The organism is Shewanella jiangmenensis, assembly GCF_018596335.1.
GTDB classification, from domain to species: domain Bacteria; phylum Pseudomonadota; class Gammaproteobacteria; order Enterobacterales; family Shewanellaceae; genus Shewanella; species Shewanella jiangmenensis.
The window spans coordinates 61928-79697 of record NZ_JAHEPS010000002.1; the positions used below are offsets into that span (position 1 = coordinate 61928).

Sequence of the window (17770 nt, forward strand, 5' to 3'; positions counted from 1 at the left end):
ACTGAATAAGGAGTCTATGAATGAGCAAATCCAAAGCCCTGCTTCTGCTGCCTGTGCTGCTTCTGGCCGCGGGTGGTGGCTATCTGTGGCACAGCCTCAGATTTATTGAGCGCACCGATAACGCCTATGTTGAAGCCGATATTTCGCAAATCAGCGTCAAGGTGCCCGGTTTGGTGGTGGCCTCGCTGGTGCAGGACAATCAGCATGTGCGCGCTGGCGCCGTGCTCGCCAGGCTTGATGACAGCGAATACCGGGCGCGGCTTGCTCAAAGCGAGGCAAGGCTTGCCAACGTGGCGGCGGAGCTTGCGACTCTGGATGCCAAAATTCAGCTGCAGGGCGCGCTGATAGCGCAGGCCCGCGCCGGCGTGCTTGCCGCCAATGCCGATTACAAACGCGTTAATCAGCAGTGGCAGCGCGCCAGTGAACTTAAGCGGCGCGATTACAGCTCTCAGGACGATGTGGACCGGCTCAGTGCCGAGCAGGATGGCGCCCAGGCGCGTCACATGGAAAGCCAGGCCACGCTCGATGCCCGCGAGCAGGAGCTGTCGGTGCTAACCGCCCAGCGCGCCCAGTTACAGGCGAGCCAGCTTGAAGCCGAAGCCGGCCTCAAACTCGCCAAATTGCAGCTGAAAGATACCGAAATTCTTGCCCCCTTTGACGGGGTGGTAGGCAAGCGCGGTGCCTTCGTTGGCCAGTATGTGCAACCGGGGCAGGCGCTGTTCAGTTTGGTGCCGGACGGGGCGCTGTGGATCACGGCCAACTTTAAGGAGACCCAGATCCAGAGCATGAAGCCCGGCCAGCCGGTGACAGTGTCACTCGACGCGTTTCCCGACCATGCATTCCATGGAGTCATCGATAGCCTGTCACCGGCTTCCGGCGCCAAATTCAGCTTGCTGCCGGCGGAAAACGCCACCGGCAACTTCACCAAAATCGTGCAGCGCATTCCGGTGCGGATCCGCCTTGAGTCCAATCAGGACGTTGCCCATGTGGTGCCGGGCTTAAGCGCCGTGGTGTCGGTGGATACTGAAGCAAGCAGCAGTGCCGCGCTGACCGTCAGCCGCTGAGGATGAATTGATGCACACCGCTGCGACAGCCGGCACAGTCGCCACGCCCGGCATAGATTATGGCGTCGGCAGCCGCCGCGCCTGGATAGCCGTACTCGGCGGCCTCATCGGCGCCTTTATGGCGATTCTGGATATTCAGATAACCAATGCCTCGATGAAGGAAATTCAGGGCAGCCTCGGGGCGACACTCGAAGAAGGCTCCTGGATTTCCACTGCCTATTTGGTGGCGGAGATGATTGCCATTCCGCTGTCCGGCTGGCTCAGTACGGGTTTGTCGGTGCGCCGTTATCTTTTATGGAGCACCTCGGCGTTTATCTTAAGCTCGCTGCTGTGTTCCATGGCCTGGGATTTGAACTCGCTGATTGCGTTTCGGGCGCTGCAGGGCTTTTTTGGCGGCGCGCTGATCCCGCTCGCGTTCAGGCTGATTGTCGAGTGTCTGCCGCTTGCCAAACGCGCCACCGGCATGGCGCTGTTCGGGGTGACCGCCACCTTCGCGCCTTCCATTGGCCCAACCCTCGGTGGCTGGCTCACTGAAACCTTCAGCTGGCATTTTCTGTTTTATATCAACGTGCCACCCGGGCTTATGGTGCTCGCCATGCTGGCCTGGGGGCTTGAAAAGCAGCCGGTGGACTGGCAAAAACTTGGTCAGTTCAGCCTGTGGGGCATAGTCACCATGGTGCTGGGGCTTGGTTGCCTCGAAGTGGTGCTGGAAGAGGGCAATCGCAAGGATTGGTTTGGCTCGGACCTTATCCGCAACCTTGCGTTTATCGCCGCCATCAATCTGGTGATTTTTGTGGTGCTGCAATTTAAAAGCCGCACGCCGCTGGTAAATTTGCGCCTGCTCGGCGGGCGCGACTTTGCGCTCTCGTCGGTGGCGTATTTTCTGCTCGGGCTTGGGCTTTTTGGTGCCATTTATCTTATTCCGCTGTACCTGTCGCAAATCCACAACTACTCGGCGCTGGAAATTGGCAAGGTCATCATGTGGATGGGGTTTCCGCAGCTGTTGATTTTGCCGCTGGTGCCAAAACTTATCGAGCGCTGGGACCCACGTTATCTGGCGGCCTGGGGCTTTTTGCTGTTTGCCGCCAGTTATTGGCTTAATTCGCATATGACCGCAGACTACGGCGGCGAGCAAATGCTGCTGGCGCAGATAGTACGTGCCATGGGGCAGCCCTTTATTCTGGTGCCCATCGGCATCATTGCCACTATGCACCTCAAACCCCAGGACACGGCCAGCGCCTCGACGCTGCTGAACCTTATCCGTAATCTTGGCGGCGCCTGCGGTATCGCGCTGGTGGCGACCTTGCTCGATAACCGTGCCCGCGAGCATCTGGCCTATTTGAAAGAATCGGTACCGGCGGTGGATGCCATGGTTGCCGAGCATTTGTCGGCGCAGGCCGCCAAGCTTTTTGCGTCCGGGGTGGATCCGAGCGCCGCCGACACCCTGGCGCGCAAGATGTTTGCCGATACCCTGACGCGGGAAGCCTTTATGCAGGCTTACAACGATGTGTTTTTTGCCATAGGTATACTGCTGTGTGTGGCCGTGGTGGCAGTGCTGCTTATCCGGCCGCGCACCTCGCAGGTGCCGGCTCCTGCCGGTGATATGCACTGATTGCGGCTGCAGCGTTTTGTTTGGGGTAGCTGCGCGCTATTCGTGGCTGCGGCGCTTTGGTGGCTGCAGCGCTTGGGTGGCGGTGGTAGACTGGCATTTTGGTCTTGATGGAGATGTGAATGTTCCAGTGGCAAATCAAGGCGTTTTCTGAATTGGACAGCGTAACCCTGTACCAGCTGCTAAAGCTAAGGGTCGATATTTTTGTGGTGGAGCAAGCCTGCCCCTATCCTGAGCTCGATAACAAGGATTTAGCGGCAGAGGCGCTTCATCTGCTTGGTTATCGTGAGCAGGAGCTGGTGGCCTACGCGCGCATATTGCCGCCGGGCTTAAGTTACCCGCAGGCCAGTATTGGCCGGGTGGCGGTGGCACAGGTGGCCCGTGGTGGCGGGCTTGCCCGTGATTTGATGGCGCGTGCGATAGCGGCGGCGCAGCAAGCCTGGCCTCAGGCCGGGATCCAAATCGGTGCGCAGCAGTATTTGCAGCGCTTTTACCAGTCTATGGGATTTGAAACCGTTTCCGAGGTGTATCTCGAGGATGGCATTCCTCACCTCGACATGGTGTTTTCAGCAACGGAGCCGACAGCATGAGTCAATATGTAAAAAACAGTCGCCAGCTGGTGTGTATCGCAAGCTTTTTGGCGTTTCCGGGCAAAGAAGAGGCGCTGATTGCTGCGTTAAGCTCACTGATTGCCGATACCCGCCGCGAGAGCGGCTGCATCCGTTACGAGCTTAACCAAAGCCGCGATGAGCCGCGCCGCATCACCTTTGTGGAAAAGTTTGTCGATGTGGAAGCATTCGAGCAGCACTGCGCCAAAGAGGCGATTCAGCACTATTTCCATCAGGTGATGCCTGCGCTGGTGGAGTCGTATAAAGTTGAGACTTACCACGAAATAATCGCCTGAGTCTTGGTTGCTTGGTGCTTGCTTGATTGATTAGGAAGGTGCTTAGCAGGCAACAAGCCCCGACGGACGGGGCTTGTTTGTATCTGGGTGATGGTGGCGGCGAAATCCGTGGTCGCTTATCAGGGGGCCGCTTATCAGGGTGGTCGCTTATCAGTGCGGGCGCAGGTGGATGTCGGGGTGGGTGTTAAGCGTGCCTTCGGTATCGATCGTGGCGATTTCCTGATCCTGGGCAATAATTGCCAGCGGACCCGAGGGCATATTGCGTACAAACAGCAAACGGTAACCCCAGGTTTGCAGCTGGTACAGGCTCATTTTCTGTTCGGCGGTCAGGGTCTCCCAATGATCCCTGAAACCCGGTGCAATCCCTCGCCTGTCTTGATCCACCGCGACGCTTTGATTCATCATGGTTCGCCCCAAAATGTGGTGATAACTGGCAATCGTAGCGCTCATCTTAGTCGATATACATTGACTGAAATTTGCGCTGGCGCAACTTTATCCTTCATACGAAAGTAGGCTTTGTCAAGATCAAGCTAATTTATGTTCGACTACATATCCCCGGTGTTTCGTCCACCGTCTGAGTGGAAATCGCTAATTCTGCAGGTCACCAATGGCTGCAGTTACAACCGCTGTCGCTTTTGCGACATGTACACCTCTGAGCCGAAGCGGTTTAAGGCATTTAAAGAGGACAAAATTGAAGCCGATCTGGCCGCCGTGGCCGCCAGTGGTGCACCGGTCGGTCGGGTATTTCTTGCCGATGGCGATGCCATGAGCCTGCCGTTTGCAAGGCTCGAGGCCATCTTGCTGCTTATTAAAGAGTATTTGCCCAACGTCACCCGAGTCAGCAGTTATTGCCTGCCGCGAAACCTTGGCAACAAGTCGATTGAGCAGCTAAGCCGCCTGCGTGAACTTGGGCTTTCGCTGCTGTATGTCGGCTGTGAGAGCGGCGATGATGAAGTGCTTGAGCGGGTTGCCAAGGGCGAAACCTTTGCCTCGTCGCTGGCGGCGCTTGAAAAAATCCGCGCCGCGGGAATGAAATCCTCGGTAATGATTTTAACCGGGCTTGGCGGCAAGGCGCTGTCGCGCCAGCACGCCATTAACTCCGCCAGGCTGATGAATGCGGCGCAGCCAGATTATCTCAGCACCCTGGTGGTGACCTTACCCCTTGGCAAGGCGCGGATGGATGAAGGGTTTGATGGCAATTTTGAGCTGCCATCCCAGCCGCAGCTCCTTGAAGAAATGCACCTGCTGCTCAGTCATCTAGAGCTTGAACAGACGATATTTCGCTCGGATCACGCCTCTAACTATCTGGTGCTTAAAGGCATTCTTGGCCGCGACAAGCAGACGCTGCTTGCCCGTGTCAGCGAGGCGATGGCCAATCCGGCCGGCGCCGGGCTCAGGCAGGAGTGGCAGCGGGGGCTGTAACGCTGCTGCCAGCGCTTTGTGGCAGGCTGCCGGCGGCTATCATCTCCTGCACCAAATCGAGGCATAAATCTTTAAACCATTGGATAAGCGGGTCTTTGTGCACTCTGGCATGCCAGTAAAGCATGCCTTCGGCCCAGGGGATTTCGCTGAGTTCCAGATAGCTGAGCTGCTCGCGGCGGCGAAGGAAGCGCTCCGGCAAAAACGCCAGATGACGGCCGGCTTTGAGCGACTGCAGCAGCACCAGTATGGACGAGCTTGAAAAGCTGCAGCGGCGGGTAAAGCCTTGCTCCTGCGCCAGTTGGTCTATTTGCTGCTCGACCAGATTGGATGAGCTGTAGCGGGCATGCTCAAAGGCAAATACATCGGCGAGAGTGGGGTTTTTGAGCCCGGCCAGCGGATGCTCGGGGCTGAAAAACACCAGATAGCGCTCGGTTGAGGTGCGCCTGCCGTACACATTGGGCGGCGGCAGCTCCACGCCGCCGGCGGCGATATCCAGATCACCCGATTCGAGCATGGCAAAAATGTCCGATGGTTTATGGATAAACTCGAGTTCGACGTTGGGGGCATCCTGCATCATGCGCGCCAGCAGCTGCGGCACAAAGGCCTCAGCGACATCGGCGACCATGCTGAAACGGATTTTTCCGGTGGCTTCTTCCGGCAGAAATGGCTTTTGCAGCAGTAACCTGCTCGACAATTGCAGCCATTGATGCAGCGGCTGATACAGGTTTTGCGCCTTTTCGGTGGCGGCTATGCCCTGGCCCTGTTTAACGAACAGGGGTTCATCAAACAGCTTGTGCAGTTTTTTCAGGTTCTGACTCATGGCCGGTTGCGACAAGCCCAGCCGCTCTGCGCTTTTGGAGACGCTCTGCTCTTCAATCAGCACCGCGAGACACAGCAGCAAATTGAGGTCGCAGCTACGAATACGGGCGATATCGGCCTGATTCAACATGGGGATACCTCTTTCGACAACAGGCTGTCTTTAATCAGTAAAGCCAGCTCTTTTCTGAAATAGGAATGCAATTCTCTGTGCCTTGGCCGGTCAACCCAGCACAGCTGTAAATCCAGATATTGCGGCTCGCCAAACCAGACCAGCCGCTGGCGTATCTCTTCCGGCAGCACCGTGATGGCATGGTGGGGCAGCAGGGTTGCCGTGCCGCGCTGACGCAGCCCGTTAACCAGCACACTCAGCGAGCCTGACGAGAGCAGAAACCCCTGCTCGGTATCGTCAATCGCGCCGAGGTGTTGCTGCTGCGCCAGTTGGCCGTGCTCCTGAAACTGATAACTGAGCAGCCGTTTGGGCTCATCGACCTTGTCCAGCGTGGCATATTGCCAGCAGGCTTTGCCTATGCTCTGGCGACGAATGCCCTTGGGGAAGCGGTCATAAAACCCGACCACCAAATCCAGCCGGTCGCGCTGCAGCGACTGAAAACAGTCTTTGTGCTGGGAGTGAAAATCCAGTTGCAGTCCGGGTGCATGCTGGCCGAAATGGCTGATAAGCGTCGGGATCATTAATTGGGCGGCCACATCATTCATGGCAAAGCGCACCTGCTCCTGGGCTTTCGCCGGATCAAAGCTTTGATTGCCAAGCAGTTCAGACGCAAGCGCCAGGCATTGCTGCAGTTCGGGCTGCATCGCCTCGGCTTTACTCGACAGCGTCATGCCGTTATGGCCTTTAATCAGCAGCGGGTCTTCAAACAGCAGCCGCAGGCGGCTCAGTGCCTGACTCATGGCCGACTGCGACATCCCCAGTGCCTGCGCAGCGCGGGACACGTGGGCGTGCTCCAGCAATACCGACAGGGTAAAGAGGGCGTTAAGGTCGCAGGAGCGCAGTTTTTCCAGATTCTGTTCCGAGAGGGGCATCCATTTCTCGCGGCAGGTGGGTAACTCGCTGACTATAAAATGAAAGCCTTGCTATCGCAAAACGAAAGCGTGGCTTTGGCATCAGTAAAGCATGGCTTTGACATCAGCAATGCGTCGCAATCCTGAGCCGGTACAAATAAAAAAAGGCCATTCCATGGCCTTGGGTTACAACTGCGGCAAGCGCCGCCTCCTCCACTCATCCTGTTCTCTGTCGGGAGATTGCCGGGGGGAGCTGCATAGCGGCTATGCATTTTGGCAATCCTGAACCGGCTGAGTTTGCCCCGAAGGCTGGCTGATACAAGATGGCAGTCAATGTATCAGCCGGGAGGGACGGTTATCAGGCCGCAACACTACCCAAACTGGTGTGGCGCGGTGTTACATAGTCACCGCAGCCAAAGTCTCGGCGGTCAGGGTTACAATCACCCGGCGATCCAACTGACGCTCGTTCTGGGTGTTGCCTGCTGCCTTGGTTTCACCGTCGGCCTGGGTGTCGATGGACGCCACCTCTACGCCACGGCGGTTCAGATAATCGGATACTGCGGCGATACGCTGCTCTGACAGGCGCTGGTTGTAGCTGCTGTCGCCCTGATTGTCGGCCTGACCAATCAGTACCAGGGTATCTTTGTCGCTCTGTTTCGACAGGCTGACGATTTGGTCAAGCTTGGCCTGGCCTTCACCGCTGAGCTCAGTTGAGTCAAATCCAAACAGCACTTCGACTGAGGTGGCCTTGGTTTCAACCACAGGCCGCGGCATCGGCTTGGTCTGCTTGTCGATGGTGGCAGGCAGGGTTACTGCAGCAACCGGAGCCGGTTTGGCACCGAAGCGGTAAGTCAGCTGCACGCCAACGGTTTCGGCATCCATCTGCGCCGTGTTCCACGCAGTTTCATCTATGTCGGTGAAACGGCGGTACTTGGCGGTGACATCCATATTGTCGGTGATGCGATAGCCCACACCGGCGCCCACATAGGGAGTCACATCGGTGTCGCTGACATAATGGTCGGCGGCCATGTGGTGCTCGAGGTGGTACTGATAGGCACCGGCCTCACCGGTCAAAAACCATTTTTCAGACAGCGGCAGGGTACCCACCAGACCGAGCGTCGCGCCGCTCACTTCGATATTCTGGCCGTGGGCGGCTGCGCCGCGCATGTCGGTATCGTTCAGGGTACCGAGGTCTTGCCAGCCGGCTTCGACGGCAAAATATTTATTCAGCTGATAACCTGCGACCGCATTCCAGGCTGTGCCTTCACCGTCTTTCAGGTGGCTTTCGGTGGTTACATCGTTGAAGTTGGTCTGGCCTGCGCCGGCGCCGAAATAGAAGCCACTCTCAGGTGCAGCAGCGTTGGCATAAGAAGTTGCAGCGAACAGTGCCAGTGCAATCATTGACTTTTTCATGGTTCACTCCTTGGTGTATAAACACGTCGTTTTGCGAAAGTGAGGCCATTGTAGGTAACCCAGCGGCGAAGAACGATAAGGCATGAATTATATGGATTATCAGTTTTACGAATATATATAAGCCCCGCTTATAGAAGGCTGTGGATGGCCACTATATATAAGGCCCACGAAAGAGTGCTTCTTACGGGAAGCGGCTAGGCTTATGTCGGACTGGCGTATGGAAGCGGGAGCTTGTGCTGGGTAGGGCTTAAGCTAAGAGGCTTAAGCCGGGCTGGCTTATATAAAGGCGTGAGTATATAGCGGGGAGCTGCCTGGCTATAACAAAGGAAAGGACAAAGGAAAGGACAAAGGAGGTGCAAAGGAAATGGCAACGGCAATGACAATGCGGCAGCAGTGGATATTCATCTGAAAAGTCACGTTAAAGCATGGGTTATTCAGGGGATTTTTGAACCGAAAACTGTCGAAATGTCAAATGCAACTATCTGTTTTTAAATGACAAAACATAGCGTTCAATATATTTGACTATTTATGCATAATAAATTACGCATATCGCATAAAAATTCGTTGCATCTTGGGGCAAAATATCGTCTACTTCGCACGATTTTTACCATGTCACTGCGCCGGCGGGTGCAGACCAATTACAGGAGACCCAGGGCCAATGAGCCAGTTTCAATCTATTGATGTTGCTAACTTTTATGACAGTGAAACCTTTGCGCGCATTCAGGAATTCGCCAAAGACAAGGCAACCCCTTTTGTGGTGATTGATACCAATATCATCGCAAAGCAATACGATGACATGGTAAGCAACTTTCCTTTTGCCAATGTTTATTATGCAGTCAAGGCCAATCCTGCGAAGGAAATCCTGACCCTGCTCAGAGACAAGGGCTCGAACTTCGACATCGCTTCCATCTACGAGCTGGATATGGTGATGGCCGTGGGTGTGACTGCCGATCGCGTGAGCTTTGGCAATACCATCAAGAAGCGCAAAGACGTGCGCGCTTTCTATGAGCGCGGCGTGCGTTTGTATGCTTCTGATTCTGAAGCAGATCTGCGCATGATTGCCGAAGAAGCCCCCGGCTCTAAAGTGTATGTGCGTATCCTGACCGAAGGCTCACAGACCGCTGACTGGCCACTGTCACGCAAGTTTGGCTGTCAGAACGAAATGGCTTACGAGCTGCTGGCGCTGGCAAAAGAACTGGGCCTGGACCCTTATGGCATCTCTTTCCACGTGGGCTCTCAGCAGCGCGATATCGGCGCCTGGGATTCGGCCATCGGCAAGGTGAAGGTACTGTTTGAGCGTCTGCGCGACGATCACGGCATTACTCTCAAGATGATCAACATGGGCGGCGGCTTCCCGGCCAACTACATCGACAAGACCAATCAGCTGGGTGTGTATGCTCAGCAGATCAAGCACTTCCTTAAAGAAGACTTTGGCGACGAACTGCCGGAAATCATTCTGGAACCGGGCCGCTCGCTGATCTCCAACGCCGGTGTGCTGGTATCAGAAGTGGTGCTTATCAGCCGTAAATCCCACACGGCGCTTGAGCGTTGGGTGTATACCGACGTGGGTAAGTTTTCCGGCCTGATTGAGACCATGGATGAAGCCATCAAGTACCCTATCTACACCGAGAAGAAGGGCGAGCTGGATAAATGCGTGATTGCTGGCCCAACCTGCGACAGCGCCGACATCATGTACGAGCACTATGCCTATGGTCTGCCATCAGATTTGGAAATCGGCGATCGCCTTTACTGGCTTACCGCCGGTGCTTACACCACCACCTATTCAGCGGTGTGCTTTAACGGTTTCCCACCGCTGAAAGACTACTACCTGTAATGGCTGTTTGCTCAGCTTAAGTCGCTGAACAGGCCGTAAGCCGGCTGCTAAGCAAGCCGGTAAAGAGCCGGTAAGCAGGCCGGTAAAGAGCCGATAAAAAGAAGGGTGCCCTTGGGCACCCTTTGTGTTTTGAAGCAGACGCTGTCAGCGTGACATCAGTTGTCGTATGACTTGAGGATCTGGTGGATTTCCTCTTTCAAATGCAGCTTTTTCTGCTTCAAGACTTTTAATTCCGGGGTCACTTCACTGGAAAGATGTTTCTCCATCTCAATGATCTCTTTATCCAGATCATTGTGCTCATTGAATTTTCTAAGAAAATGCGCGTCTTCGGTTTTCAATTTGGTGATGAGTTCACGGTACTCTGGAAACATCGGCACTGTCCTTTTTGATGCGTTGTCTTTCGGGTTCACCTTAACCCTACGCCTGTGTTTTTCGGCAAAAAGTGATCCGGATCACCAATTCAGATTGAGTTGGATAATCTAATGATTTTTAAAGATTTTATTTGTTGTTGATTGCTGGCTTTGCCAGCGGGATCACAAATGGCGGAATCGCCCTTTCGGGGAATGGAACAGCGTCTGCGGGCTGCTATCTTATTAATCAGTGGATTAGTTTGTTTGGTAACTCTTTTACGACATAACTTTTACTGATTGGCAGAAATTACGTGATCAAGTTAACCTTATTGGCTTCGATACTAGGTTAAAGTCGAAGTTATAAGATTTTTATTATCAAAAATGAAAGGGGTTTTCACAATGGCAGATGTATTTCACCTGGGTTTGACCAAAGACATGCTCGATGGTGCCACGCTGGCGATCGTACCGGGCGACCCAGAGCGCGTGAAGCGCATTGCAGAGTTGATGGATAAGCCAACCTTCCTGGCAAGCCACCGTGAGTTTACCTCTTACCTGGCCTATGTCGATGGCAAGGCCGTGGTGGTGTGTTCAACCGGTATCGGTGGCCCATCCACCTCTATCGCCGTGGAAGAGCTGGCACAGCTTGGTATCAATACCTTCCTGCGGGTCGGCACCACGGGCGCGATTCAGCCCCATGTGAAAGTGGGCGACTTGATTGTGACCCAGGCTTCAGTGCGTCTCGATGGCGCCAGTTTGCACTTTGCACCGATGGAATTCCCGGCGGTGGCCAACTTTGAATGTACCACTGCCATGGTGGCGGCCTGCCGTGACGCCGGGGTTGAGCCACACGTGGGCGTTACCGCCTCCAGTGACACCTTCTATCCGGGTCAGGAGCGTTATGACACAGTTTCTGGCCGTGTGACCCGCCGTTTTGAAGGCTCGATGCAAGAGTGGCAGGCCATGGGCGTACTCAACTATGAAATGGAGTCTGCGACCCTGTTTACCATGTGTGCTTCACAGGGCTGGCGCGCGGCCTGCGTGGCCGGTGTTATCGTGAACCGTACTCAGCAGGAAATCCCCGACGAGTCCACCATGAAGAACACCGAAGTCAGCGCCGTGTCTGTGGTTGTGGCAGCCGCGCGTAAACTGCTGGCCTGATAGAAGGGAAGCCGCGAGTAGGTTCCAAGCTTGCTCGTATGGCCGTTATCGTGTGATTGCAAAGCGTGGTTCGGGGCACAGCTTCCAGCAAATGCCACTGTTCCATTGCCGTTTCCTTCGCAGTTAACATACTGACTTAATTAAAAAGCGCCCCAGTGGCGCTTTTTTTGTCGGCGAAATTTACATCCGAAATGACATATTATGTCGCTATGTTAAAAAACTACTGATATAGTCGTTTCATCATGACACTGGATGGGAGGGGGAGATGGAATTTTCAAATCCGGTATTGGTGTGGGGCGGTGTTGGCGTGGTGCTGATGCTGGCCGAGGTGATAGTGCCCGGCGGCATAGTGATTCTGCTTGGGGCTGCCTGTCTGGTGGTGGCCGGCGCGCTGTGGGTCGGGCTGGTCGAAGGTTTGCCGCAAGCCTTTACCCTGTGGTTTATCAGCGCCATGGTACTGCTGCTCGCGTTTCGCAGTGTGACCCAACGTTTGGTTGGCGGCGATTCCCATGTCGATAACACAGACGAAGCGCTCGATATCTACAACCAGCTGGCGCTGGTGAAGGCCGATATAGGCCCGGGAGAAAAGCCCGGCCGGGTCGAGTTTCAGGGTGCCGAATGGCCCGCGCTCGGTGACGGCAGTCTGATTGCCAGCGGCGCCAAAGTGCGGGTGATCTGCCGCGAAAACATCTCGCTTATCGTCGAAAACCTCGGCGAAAAATAACAGTTCAATGTGACAAGGACGGAAATATGTTGCTGTTTACCATAATTTTTCTATTCATTTTATTTTTGCTCTACAAGCTGATGCTGGTGGTGCCCATGCGTGAGGTGGCTGTGATTGAGCGCCTTGGCAAGTTTCGCACCGTGCTTGAGCCCGGCTTTCACTTTCTTATTCCGTTTTTTGACCGGGTGGCCTATCGCCACGACACCCGCGAACAGGTGCTGGATGTGCCCAGCCAAAGCTGTATCTCCAAGGACAACACTCAGCTGGAGGTGGACGGTCTGGTGTATCTCAAGGTGATGGACGGCAAGCTTGCCAGTTACGGCATTGAAGATTATCAGCTGGCGGCGGTCAATCTTGCCCAGACCACCATGCGCTCTGAAATCGGTAAGCTCACCCTGAGCGAGACTTTTTCTGAGCGGGACCGGCTCAATGAGTCGATAGTGCGTGAAATCGACAAGGCGTCTGAGCCCTGGGGTATCAAGGTGCTGCGCTACGAAATCCGCAATATCACTCCGTCGCACCACGTTATTCATACCCTTGAAAAACAAATGGAAGCCGAGCGTCGCAAGCGGGCGGAAATCACCCTCGCCAGCGCCGAGAAGGCGGCGATGATTAACCTCTCAGAAGGGGAGCGTCAGGAGGCCATTAACCTGTCAGAGGGTGAAAAGCAAAAGCGCATCAACGAAGCAAAGGGCACAGCGGCTGAAATTGCCATCATCGCCAAAGCCAAGGCTGAGGGCATGGCCATGGTGTCTGGGGCGCTGGCGGTCAATGGCGGTACAGAGGCGATGAACATGCAGCTTAAAGAGCAGTTTATCAAGCAGATAGGTGAAGTGCTGAAACATGCCGAAGTGTCAGTGGTGCCGGCGGAGCTGGCCAAACTGGAAGGCTTTTTCGAAGGCATGGATAAAGTCAGCCACACGCTGAACAAGGCATAAGGAGAACAGCCATGGAACTGCCAGTACAAAGCGAATTGATAGTTATGGCCATCTGGGGCCTGATTTTCTTCATCTTTATCATTAAGTTGTTTCAGTCTATCCGTCTGGTGCCCACCAAGTCGGCCTACATAGTCGAGCGCCTTGGCAAGTATCACTCCACTCTGGATGCGGGCTTTCACACTTTGATCCCCTTTGTGGATAAGGTTTCATATATTCATGATTTGAAGGAAGAAACCATTGATGTGCCGCCGCAGGAATGTTTTTCCAGCGATGAGGTGAAAGTCGAAGTGGACGGGGTGATTTATATGTCTGTGGTTGACCCGGTCAAAGCCAGTTACGGCGTCACCGACTATCGCTACGCCGCGATTCAGCTGGCGCAGACCACCACCCGCTCTGTGATTGGCACCCTGGAGCTGGACCGCACCTTTGAAGAGCGCGATGTGATCAGCGCCAAGGTGGTGGAAGTGCTGGATCAGGCCGGTGCCCTGTGGGGCATTCGGGTACACCGTTATGAAATCAAAAACATCACCCCGCCGGAAACCGTGAAAAACGCCATGGAGATGCAGGTAAACGCCGAGCGTGAGCGCCGGGCGCTGCTGGCCAAGAGTGAGGGTGACAAACAGGCCAAGATCAATCGCTCCGAGGGGATCAAGGCCGAGACCATCAACCGCTCCGAAGGTGAGATGCAAAAACGTATCAACGAAGCCGAGGGTAAGGCCGAGGAAATCCTCGCCATTGCCCGTGCCACCGCCGAATCCATCGAGCGGCTGGCGGCGGTGATTTCGGCGCCCGGCGGTCAAAACGCGCTGCGTTTGCAGCTCGGTGAGCAGTATCTTGCCCAGCTCAAGGGGCTTGGGCAGCAGGGAAGCCGTGTCGTGGTGCCCGCTAACATAGTTCATTTTGAACAGTGGATGGCCGCGATGGGTCTGGATGAGCGCCGCTGAACGGCCTCAATCACAATAAGGAAAGAAGCATGAAAAAGACACTGATGTCAGTAATGATTGGCGTGAGCCTGCTGACGGCGCCGGTATTTGCCGGTGAGGCTGAGCGCCGCGCCCAGGTGGACGAGCTGCTGGTTGCCATGAAAGCCGATGCCCTGATGGATGCCATTTATGGTCAGATGGACGGCATGATCAGGCAGATGCAGGCGCAGATGCAAATCAAGGAAAGTGAGCGCGCCCTGGTCGAGGACTTTAACGCCAAGGTGGTTAAGCTGGTCAGCGACGAAATGGGCTGGGATAAATTGAAAGGGCCGATGGCCGATATTTATGCCCGCAATTTTACCGAAAAAGAAATTGCCGACATGCTCGCGTTTTACCAGAGTGAAACCGGCAAGGCCATGGTAGCCAAAATGCCCCAGATGACCCAGGAGTCGATGCAAATCACCATGGGCATGATGCAGCAGATGATGCCGAAACTGGACGCCTTGTCAGCTGACTTCAAAAAGCAGCTGGAGGCGTCACGTGCCCAAAGCAGCAAACAGTAACTTGCTGCTTTAATGAAGAAGAGGGCCTTGGCCCTCTTTTTTGTTATGTGAAATCCTCATTTGCGGTGCAGCAGAGGCTCAATCGCCGACGCTATGGCTATCAGGCGTGCGTCGCTGCCTTTACCGCTGAACAGCGATAAGCCCAGCGGCATGTCGCCGGTTTGGGCCATGGGGAGGGTGATATGGGGGTAACCGGCCACCGCCGCCGGGCTCGAGGCACTGCCGCCATAATGGTCACCATTGAGCACATCGATTTTCCAGGCAGGCCCTGTGGTTGGGGCTATCAGGGCATCGAGGCTGTGTGCGTTGATAAGCGCATCGATACCAAGCTTTCCGGCAAGCTCCTTTGCCCGCGCCTCGGCCTTGGCAAACTCCGGTTCGGTGCGGCCCTTACTGGCCTCACTCATTTCAAACAGTTCCTGACCAAAGTGCGGCATGGCCGTTTTGGCAGCGGCCCTGTTGGCGGCAATCAGGTCGGCGAGGTTTTTATGGGGCAGTGACGTGGTGGCAAGATAGTCGGCGATGGCGTCTTTAAAGTCCCACAGCAGCAACTGAAACTCAAGATTGCCCATTTCATCAAGGTTTGGCAGCTCAAGCCCTTCGATAACCGTCACCCCCGCCGCCTTGAGGGTATCGAGGCTTGCGGCAAACGCGGCGTCGGTGCGCGGGCTGTAACCCATGAGATTTGCGACCACCCCAAGCCGTAATCCCTTGAGCTTGGCGTCATCTTTGTTGAGTTTCTCGCCCGATATCACCGCAAGCAATCGCGCCGCATCGGCCACGCTCCTTGCCATTGGGCCTGCGGTATCCTGCAGCGCCGAGATGGGAATTATTCCTTCCTGACTTACCAGTCCCAGGCTCGGCTTGATGCCCACCACGCCGTTCATTGCGGCGGGGCAGGTGATGGAGCCATCGGTTTCTGTGCCAATGGCGAGTGGTGCCATGCCCAGCGCGACTGCCACTGCCGAGCCCGAGCTTGAGCCGCACGGGCTGCGGCTTGGGTCGTGGGCATTAAAGGTTTGGCCGCCAAGGCTGCTCCAGCCGCTGACACTGTGGCTTGAGCGAAAGTTGGCCCATTCACTCAGATTGGTTTTACCCAGAATGATGGCGCCTTCCGCCCTGAGTTTTTGGATAAGCGGCGCATCGGCCTTCGGAAAATGCTTGGCCAGCAGCACACTGCCTGCGGTGTTGGCCATGCCATCGGCGGTATCGATATTGTCTTTGATAAGCACAGGAATACCGTGCAGCGCGCCCATGGGTTTGCCCTGCGCGCGGGCGCTATCGAGCTGCTGCGCCTGGGCTTTCACATCATTTGCCAGGGTGATGACCGCGTTGTACCTGGGATTGTTATCGGCAATCACCTTGAGATAATGCTCGCTGATGTGCTCGGCCGAAAGCTCGCCACGGCGCTGCGCCTCCAGCAATCCGGCGACATCGGCGCGGCTGAAATCATATGCGGGGGTGTTGGCGGCGGCACCAAAAGAGAGGGCTAAAAGTAAGCACAGCGCTTGGAATGAGTAGTTTAGCTGCAACGAGTAGCGCGCCTTGACGCGCAAAGGCTGATTGCCAAGTATCAGCGGAATTCGAAAAAAACTGATGCCAGAGAAGAAGATATTCACACAGCCGCCCATCATCAACTGAAGATAAGGCCTAAGCTGCTGAAAACAATCAAAGGAGCCAAGCGGCGGCGTGGGCGCGGTTTCATCGGTCCCGCAGCTGAAACAACAAATACACGCTGGTGCCGATAAATACCGCCAGTAGTATGGCAAGTAACATGGTTGTTTCCTTCAGCGCATTCAATCCTTAAGTGGCGGCGCCCCGGTCGTCCCTGACCATGGCCGGAGTCTGGCTCGACTCCATTCCCCAACCAAGTGGGCGCCATCGTGGGGATAGTCCCCTTTCCCTTTCCGCCGCTGTTAAGTCCGCTGCTTGGCAGCAGTTTGCACTGAACGCGCGGCGACCTCTTTTTTAGCCCAAAATTGCCAAAATCGGCTGTGAAATGTTTTGAATTTTTTTGAATGTATTATTTATCAGTTGCTTGCGCTTTGAGGCTCGGCATCGCCGACCTGGGCAGGCACTGCCGGTTTTACGCCCCAAGGCACAGTTTGCAGCTGTTTGAATAGCTTGGTCTCATCCACGGCAACGCCCTGGGCACCATGGTCCAGTGCCAGTTGGCGCTGCGCGTCGGACGGTAGAATGGTGTAGAGAAAGTAAGGCGTCTGGTCGCCACGGCTTCTTAAGGTTTGCACCAGCCTGAGCCCGGCCAGCGAATCATCGCCCCGGCCCATGTCAGAAATAATGGCATCGTAGCGGTACATGGACAGCAGCATCAGCGCTTCTTCGCTGCTGGTGGTGGTGTACACGGCGATGTTGTCCTGCTTAAGACTTTTGATTTCGGCTTCGTTGTTGGCGGGATGATCGTCAACCCACAGGATGCGGCCCTTGACGCCGGCGGGCTCGCCAATCAGCAGGGTTTGCGGCAATTGCTGCAGATAATGCCAGCTTGCGCCCAGCAGCACGGCGAGTGCCAGGGCAAGCCAAAGGAGAGGGCGTGCACTGCGGCTTGGCTTGGACTCGGCGATCGATACCTGAGGTGCTGCGTCTGTGAAAGGCTCAAGCACAGAAACAGGAGCAGAAACAGAAACCGGAGCAGAAACAGAAACCGGAGCAGAAACAGGCGCTGGGTCGGTTTCAATCCGAAGCCGCGCCGCGAGCTCGGGTTCGAGCCGATAACCCCGGCCATGGAGGGTTTGAATCACGCTTTCATCCATGCCGGCATCTTTAAAGCGTTTGCGAGTATCCGAGATTAACCGCGCCACCGACCAATTGCTGACCACGGTATTGGGCCACAGGCTCGACAGCAGCAGTTGCTGGTCAAGGGGTTCGGGGTAACGCTCAATCAGCAGTTGCATTAACTGCACAGTGCGCTCGTCGCAATCAAGTTTCTGTCCAAGGCAGGAAAGGCTGCGTCCTTGAACATCCAGTGTCAGTGGCTGCAGTGTATAGATCATCGATTTGATAGGCTGTTT

The 17770-nt window shown here is 55.4% G+C and carries 18 protein-coding genes; 11 read left to right on the forward strand and 7 right to left on the reverse strand.

Annotation, left to right across the window (positions count from 1 at the left end):
- Nucleotides 1-20 precede the first annotated feature (20 nt).
- The 4 genes from KJI95_RS05810 (at nucleotide 21) to KJI95_RS05825 (ending at nucleotide 3577) form a co-directional block, all read left to right on the forward strand.
- Nucleotides 21-1064, forward strand: coding sequence for an HlyD family secretion protein (locus KJI95_RS05810; protein ID WP_214506251.1), 1044 nt, complete (start codon nucleotides 21-23; stop codon nucleotides 1062-1064).
- Nucleotides 1065-1074: 10 nt separating this feature from the next.
- On the forward strand, nucleotides 1075-2676 hold the full coding sequence (locus KJI95_RS05815) for a DHA2 family efflux MFS transporter permease subunit (RefSeq protein ID WP_214506252.1): 1602 nt from the start codon (nucleotides 1075-1077) through the stop codon (nucleotides 2674-2676).
- 119 nt (nucleotides 2677-2795) lie between these two features.
- Complete coding sequence (locus tag KJI95_RS05820; RefSeq protein ID WP_214506253.1) at nucleotides 2796-3263, forward strand: GNAT family N-acetyltransferase; 468 nt, start codon at nucleotides 2796-2798, stop codon at nucleotides 3261-3263.
- The gene (locus KJI95_RS05825) at nucleotides 3260-3577 is read left to right on the forward strand and encodes a putative quinol monooxygenase (RefSeq protein ID WP_214506254.1); all 318 of its coding nucleotides are present in this window, start codon (nucleotides 3260-3262) and stop codon (nucleotides 3575-3577) included. The genes KJI95_RS05820 and KJI95_RS05825 overlap by 4 nt, the downstream gene beginning before the upstream one ends.
- 150 nt (nucleotides 3578-3727) lie before the next feature.
- Here the strand turns inward: KJI95_RS05825 and KJI95_RS05830 are convergent, their stop codons facing one another.
- On the reverse strand, nucleotides 3728-3982 hold the full coding sequence (locus KJI95_RS05830) for a hypothetical protein (RefSeq protein WP_214506255.1): 255 nt from the start codon (nucleotides 3980-3982) through the stop codon (nucleotides 3728-3730).
- 132 nt (nucleotides 3983-4114) lie between these two features.
- Between KJI95_RS05830 and KJI95_RS05835 the strand changes: the two genes are divergently transcribed.
- Nucleotides 4115-4999, forward strand: a complete 885-nt coding sequence (locus KJI95_RS05835; RefSeq protein ID WP_214506256.1) for a radical SAM protein — start codon at nucleotides 4115-4117, stop codon at nucleotides 4997-4999.
- Here KJI95_RS05835 and KJI95_RS05840 read toward each other — a convergent pair.
- From KJI95_RS05840 to KJI95_RS05850, 3 genes are all read right to left on the reverse strand, one after another.
- Nucleotides 4971-5948: a LysR family transcriptional regulator gene (locus KJI95_RS05840; protein ID WP_250885679.1), complete on the reverse strand. Its 978-nt coding sequence runs from the start codon at nucleotides 5946-5948 to the stop codon at nucleotides 4971-4973. The genes KJI95_RS05835 and KJI95_RS05840 overlap by 29 nt on opposite strands.
- The gene (locus tag KJI95_RS05845) at nucleotides 5942-6859 is read right to left on the reverse strand and encodes a LysR family transcriptional regulator (protein ID WP_214506257.1); all 918 of its coding nucleotides are present in this window, start codon (nucleotides 6857-6859) and stop codon (nucleotides 5942-5944) included. Before KJI95_RS05845 ends, KJI95_RS05840 begins: the two co-directional genes overlap by 7 nt.
- A 375-nt stretch (nucleotides 6860-7234) precedes the next feature.
- Nucleotides 7235-8251, reverse strand: a complete 1017-nt coding sequence (locus KJI95_RS05850; RefSeq protein WP_214506258.1) for an outer membrane beta-barrel protein — start codon at nucleotides 8249-8251, stop codon at nucleotides 7235-7237.
- A 658-nt stretch (nucleotides 8252-8909) separates the two neighbouring features.
- Here KJI95_RS05850 and KJI95_RS05855 point away from each other — a divergent pair.
- Nucleotides 8910-10085 (forward strand): type III PLP-dependent enzyme, encoded by a 1176-nt coding sequence (locus tag KJI95_RS05855; RefSeq protein ID WP_214506259.1) that lies wholly within the window; start codon nucleotides 8910-8912, stop codon nucleotides 10083-10085.
- A 155-nt stretch (nucleotides 10086-10240) separates the two neighbouring features.
- On the opposite strand, the gene KJI95_RS05860 is transcribed toward KJI95_RS05855, so the two are convergent.
- The gene (locus tag KJI95_RS05860) at nucleotides 10241-10456 is read right to left on the reverse strand and encodes an HP1242/YdcH family protein (RefSeq protein ID WP_214506797.1); all 216 of its coding nucleotides are present in this window, start codon (nucleotides 10454-10456) and stop codon (nucleotides 10241-10243) included.
- A 378-nt stretch (nucleotides 10457-10834) separates the two neighbouring features.
- Between KJI95_RS05860 and udp the strand changes: the two genes are divergently transcribed.
- The 5 genes from udp to KJI95_RS05885 all read left to right on the forward strand — a co-directional run bounded on the left by udp (nucleotide 10835) and on the right by KJI95_RS05885 (nucleotide 14741).
- Entirely contained in the window at nucleotides 10835-11593 is a 759-nt protein-coding gene (gene udp, locus KJI95_RS05865; protein WP_214506260.1) for a uridine phosphorylase, read from the forward strand.
- A gap of 265 nt (nucleotides 11594-11858) precedes the next feature.
- Nucleotides 11859-12317, forward strand: coding sequence for an NfeD family protein (locus KJI95_RS05870; protein WP_214506261.1), 459 nt, complete (start codon nucleotides 11859-11861; stop codon nucleotides 12315-12317).
- Nucleotides 12318-12343: 26 nt separating this feature from the next.
- Nucleotides 12344-13255: an SPFH domain-containing protein gene (locus tag KJI95_RS05875; RefSeq protein WP_214506262.1), complete on the forward strand. Its 912-nt coding sequence runs from the start codon at nucleotides 12344-12346 to the stop codon at nucleotides 13253-13255.
- A gap of 11 nt (nucleotides 13256-13266) precedes the next feature.
- Entirely contained in the window at nucleotides 13267-14199 is a 933-nt protein-coding gene (locus KJI95_RS05880; protein ID WP_214506263.1) for an SPFH domain-containing protein, read from the forward strand.
- Between the two features lie 29 nt (nucleotides 14200-14228).
- On the forward strand, nucleotides 14229-14741 hold the full coding sequence (locus KJI95_RS05885) for a DUF2059 domain-containing protein (RefSeq protein ID WP_214506264.1): 513 nt from the start codon (nucleotides 14229-14231) through the stop codon (nucleotides 14739-14741).
- Nucleotides 14742-14797: 56 nt separating this feature from the next.
- On the opposite strand, the gene KJI95_RS05890 is transcribed toward KJI95_RS05885, so the two are convergent.
- Nucleotides 14798-16360, reverse strand: coding sequence for an amidase (locus tag KJI95_RS05890; RefSeq protein ID WP_214506265.1), 1563 nt, complete (start codon nucleotides 16358-16360; stop codon nucleotides 14798-14800).
- A gap of 411 nt (nucleotides 16361-16771) precedes the next feature.
- Nucleotides 16772-17752 carry a response regulator gene (locus tag KJI95_RS05895; protein WP_214506266.1) on the reverse strand — a complete coding sequence of 327 codons (981 nt, stop codon included), beginning with the start codon at nucleotides 17750-17752 and terminating at the stop codon, nucleotides 16772-16774.
- Nucleotides 17753-17770 lie beyond the last annotated feature (18 nt).